Below are 4,180 nucleotides of genomic sequence, written 5' to 3' on the forward strand. Positions count from 1 at the left end.
CCGGAGGCTCATATGTGTTATACCCGTGCCTAATCATATATGCCAGGCGTTAAAACTTGCATTAACTTCTCAGGGTTTTCAACAGATGTAAAACCAAACTGCGAGTACAATCCGTGTGCGTCACTTGTTGCTAGCATAAACCTACGGAGACCTTGCAGATCTGGATGGGATGATATGTTTTCCATAAGTTGTTTACTTATCCCTTGACCACGATACTTTTCTATTACAAAAACGTCGCTTAGATATGCAAATGTAGCTTTGTCCGAAATAACTCTAGCAAAACCGACTTGGCGTCCATCGTTAGCATAGGCTCCAAATACAAGGGAATTGTCTATGGATTTTTGTAATGTTGAGAGCGGAATGTTTTTTGCCCAATAGGAGTTAGCCACGAAGGAGTGGATTAATTCGATGTCTAAGTCATCGTGGCTTGTACTTATATTAATTCCTTTCATGATAGCGATCCTTCAGAGGGTATAACTTTTCAATAACGGGCGCAGGCACGTAGGGCATAATGGCGAAGCCACCCTGCGTGTAGGCGTCCCAGCGAACGAAGTGAGCGAGTTTATTGAGTTGTTATATGCGTGCCTTTTACAACACATGGACGTCGTTGATAGTTGCTGCATAAAATCCGTTACCTTGCGGGATAAACTCAAACTCCACTGTTAAATCCGTAATTTCACTATTAGACGGAAGATAAAAACCAAAAATTAGGTTTCCAGATCCGGTTTCCAAATATTCAGGAAAACATCTGGAAAGGTCTTCATTATGGAATGTTACTGGCGATGTATCGTCGTAATATTCCTGTACAGCAAACTTCAATTTGGCTTCTGTCCAAGTTTCTCCGTAGCTGTTTGGACAATCCAATAGTTTCTGGGCTTCGCTGAACTTTTGTAGAGAGAGCAGCCTTAACCAATTCTGACAGTAAGACTTCACATACACTTCTTTGTTTTGTTCAGCGATAGATAGCATGAATTCCTCAAAAGCATATAACTTTTAAATAAGGGGCGCAGGCATGTGGGCTATAATGCGAAGCAGCCCACGTGTATGCGTCCCAACGAACGAAGTGAGTGACTTAATTTTTTTGTTATGTGCCAAGCCTCAATCTCCTTCCGAATTTACATTAGGTGAGTTTGGGTTATTTGCCATATAACCTTTCTCTGAAATACCAGGCTTAATTCCTTTAAGTATTCCATACGCCACTATTGGGCCAAAAATTGGAGCGAACAAAGCGAATACTCTATAACGTTCTAATTCATTTATTTTCTTTGAAGCGTACCTATTATTTTTAATTTTCTGAAGCCTCAAAATCACCTTGGATACCTGTGATGTGACAACAATTGCAAAAACAAAATGAACTAGAAGTACAGCTAATAAAACGATAATAATTTTGGTTTCACTCATGGCATATAACTTTCCAATAACGGGCGCATACATGTGGGGCATAATGGCGCAGCCGCCCCACGTGTATGCGTCCCAGCGAACGCAGTGAGTGTGTTGATTGGCTTGTTAGCCACGCTTTGCTTACGAAGCACTTTTTTGAAACTTACGCATAGCTTTAACGACATTAACAATTGGCAAAGTCGAGAAGAGAACAAAAATAGCCATGTACAGCATAAGGTTTAAATAAGCGTAGTAAGCCAATACCCCAACTAAGATTTGTACAGCACCAGATAATAAAAAGCTATTACCCACGTATTTGCAGAAAGCAGGTAAGTCGGCAATTTTAGAAAAGTCGATGCCGTTAAGTACATCAGCTTTTTGCTTAAAGGTAAGCAAATAGCCAATAGTTAAGTATATGAAGCCGCTTAAGCAGGATATTAAAAGAATTAGAAAACCTGTATCCATGAAAAATCCTTTTTAGTGGCTAACTTTTAAATAAGGGGCGCGGACATGTGGGCTAAAATCCGAACGAAGTGAGCAGCCCACATGTTTGCGTCCCAGCCCGCGCAGCGGGCGAACTTAATTTTTTTGTTATACCTTACACTATTCTTCATATTTCCGAATCACCGCTACTTTGCCATCTTCGATTTCCAAAACTTCCATCGTTGAGTAATGTAATTCTATGAGTTCATTTGTTTGGGGGTGTACTCCCTTGCTAGATGTAGTGTATGTAATGGCAATTGCATTGTGAGCGGGAATAACTTGCTTCAAGGTAGCTTCATATACCGAATGAGAGCCCAAATAAAACAGCATCCCTTCGCGTATACTTTCTTTGCCGTCAGGTAATCGCGAATCATCTGAGTCGTAGGGCAAGTGTTGGTGGGCGACATCGGCCTTAAGAAAAGACAGGTAGTGCTCTAAGTCTTTTTCAGTAGCATCGGGAGATTGAGTTGCTGCCCATGCTGAAAAATACCTGTTACCGAGTTCGGATAAGCCTGTGTCTGCTATTGCGTTAAGAGACCAGAATAAAGTGACTAAAGAAAGTGTCCATCCTTTCATCAAAACCTCCACTGTTTAAATTAGGTATAACTTTAAGCTAAGGGGCGCAGATACGCGGGGCATAATGGCGAAGCCGCCCCGCGTATAGGCGTCCCAGCGACCGAAGGGAGAGGCTTAAGCGCTTTGTTAGAAGCAGAGCCTTTACCTTTGGACGTTTTAAAAACTAATAAAGCCAGCATACGATTGATTGTTAAAGCAAACAAGTAAAATGCCAATGGAGTAATGTTGGTGATTTGACTGGAGCATGCCGCCATTTGAGCTACCAAGTGCAATGGTGCTTGCTGGATGAAAATGAGAACTTGGCGGTAAAGCGCCTATTGCGCAACCTTTGAATTTAAAGCGGCGAAGTTAAAACTACCGAAAGCCAGTGCGATGTTGGGAACAACAGGTGAGGGTGGTTGAATTAGTATTTTTATAAAGCCAAACGTAGTTTAGGCTGCCGCCTTCTAACGTCGCCTTAAGTGGCAGCTAGATTGTAGGGCGTTTGTGTAAAATGGCGAAGCCATAGACAATAAGACCGGAGAGCTAGCTGTCCAAATGAACGCAGTGAATGGCTTAAAGGCCTTGTTATACGTTCTTTACACATATTTTGTAGAGTAATCCTGTAAAACACTTTTTAGTTCATTGGTTGAACACTTTAGATTGTCTAAAACCAACACTATTGGTGTTTTGTACCAAAACTTTGTAATTCTAAAGTACAAATTCGAGAACCAATCAAGATGGCTAAAAAACTCACTATCGTCTTTTAGCAAGACTGAAAAATGAGGGGGTGGATCAATCGCTGGGTATTCAATTGTTTTAACTTCAGACCACTTTATTAAAATATCATTGGGCAATGTTGAATTGTCGATTAGACCTTCCGGTGATAAAAGCAAACCAACAGATGAGCTTCTAACAACTTGAAACTGCGCATATGCATATGTACTCATAACCGTGCCGACAGACAGAAAAAGACAAAACTTAGTTATGCTTACTTCACCTGAAATAATCCAATAGCCACCAAATACGATACAGGTAATACCTATCAGGGTACTCAAAATCATATAAAATAAAGCCTTACCTTTACTGATAGCTATCTGCACTATTTCTCCCTGAACGTATAACTTTTAAATAAGGGGCGCAGGCATGTGGGGCATAATGGCGAAGCCGCCCCGCATGTATGCGTCCCAGCCCGCGCAGCGGGCGTGCTTAATTTTTTTGTTATAAGCCATTTTAAATACAACCTAGTTTAGCTACGTTAATCACCACAGCCACCACCAGAATCTGAACCCTCATTCCCCGAATATAGATTGCTACTACCAGAACCGTCCGCAACAGGATTGCGACCTTTTACTTTGGGGTTTATTGAGCGAAGGACAACCAAAGTAATAGCAGGCCCACCTATTGGAATAAGCCAATTGACAAGTAAGGTAATAGCTCGAGAGCTATTATTGATAAACAATGTGCTGTGAACCGCTAGAGTATTAAAAAATGCCCAAGCCAAATGAACACACACAATCCCAGCTAATAAGTAAACCATAAGTTAGGTTTTCCTAGTGGCATATAACTTTTCAATAACGGGCGCAGGCACGTAGGGCATAATGGCGAAGCCGCCCTGCGTGTATGCGTCCCAGCGAACGAAGTGAGTGTGTTGATTGAGTTGTTATGCATCAATAACCCCAAACAACCTAGTATAGTTTTTCTTATATAAGTTGACGAATACAAATGGACGGACCATGAATGCATTAATTATGACAGGAAA

7 protein-coding genes are annotated in these 4,180 nt (G+C 41.3%); all 7 read right to left on the reverse strand.

All coding sequences use genetic code 11. The annotated features are described in order from the left end of the window. Positions 1 to 29 precede the first annotated feature (29 nt). The 7 genes from C7Y69_RS20810 to C7Y69_RS20840 all read right to left on the reverse strand — a co-directional run bounded on the left by C7Y69_RS20810 (position 30) and on the right by C7Y69_RS20840 (position 3,958). Entirely contained in the window at positions 30 to 452 is a 423-nt protein-coding gene (locus C7Y69_RS20810) for a GNAT family N-acetyltransferase (protein WP_126874040.1), read from the reverse strand. 136 nt (positions 453 to 588) lie between these two features. After that, positions 589 to 969 (reverse strand): hypothetical protein, encoded by a 381-nt coding sequence (locus tag C7Y69_RS20815; RefSeq protein WP_126874041.1) that lies wholly within the window; start codon positions 967 to 969, stop codon positions 589 to 591. Between the two features lie 129 nt (positions 970 to 1,098). Next, entirely contained in the window at positions 1,099 to 1,401 is a 303-nt protein-coding gene (locus tag C7Y69_RS20820) for a hypothetical protein (protein WP_126874042.1), read from the reverse strand. A 120-nt stretch (positions 1,402 to 1,521) separates the two neighbouring features. Further along, complete coding sequence (locus tag C7Y69_RS21660) at positions 1,522 to 1,845, reverse strand: hypothetical protein (RefSeq protein WP_185864211.1); 324 nt, start codon at positions 1,843 to 1,845, stop codon at positions 1,522 to 1,524. 138 nt (positions 1,846 to 1,983) lie between these two features. Continuing rightward, complete coding sequence (locus C7Y69_RS20830; protein ID WP_126874044.1) at positions 1,984 to 2,439, reverse strand: nuclear transport factor 2 family protein; 456 nt, start codon at positions 2,437 to 2,439, stop codon at positions 1,984 to 1,986. Between the two features lie 578 nt (positions 2,440 to 3,017). Further along, positions 3,018 to 3,521 carry an STM3941 family protein gene (locus C7Y69_RS20835; protein ID WP_126874045.1) on the reverse strand — a complete coding sequence of 168 codons (504 nt, stop codon included), beginning with the start codon at positions 3,519 to 3,521 and terminating at the stop codon, positions 3,018 to 3,020. Positions 3,522 to 3,676: 155 nt separating this feature from the next. Continuing rightward, positions 3,677 to 3,958 carry a hypothetical protein gene (locus tag C7Y69_RS20840; RefSeq protein ID WP_013783746.1) on the reverse strand — a complete coding sequence of 94 codons (282 nt, stop codon included), beginning with the start codon at positions 3,956 to 3,958 and terminating at the stop codon, positions 3,677 to 3,679. Positions 3,959 to 4,180 lie beyond the last annotated feature (222 nt).

Source organism: Alteromonas sp. KS69 (assembly GCF_003989595.1).
Lineage (GTDB): Bacteria > Pseudomonadota > Gammaproteobacteria > Enterobacterales > Alteromonadaceae > Alteromonas > Alteromonas naphthalenivorans.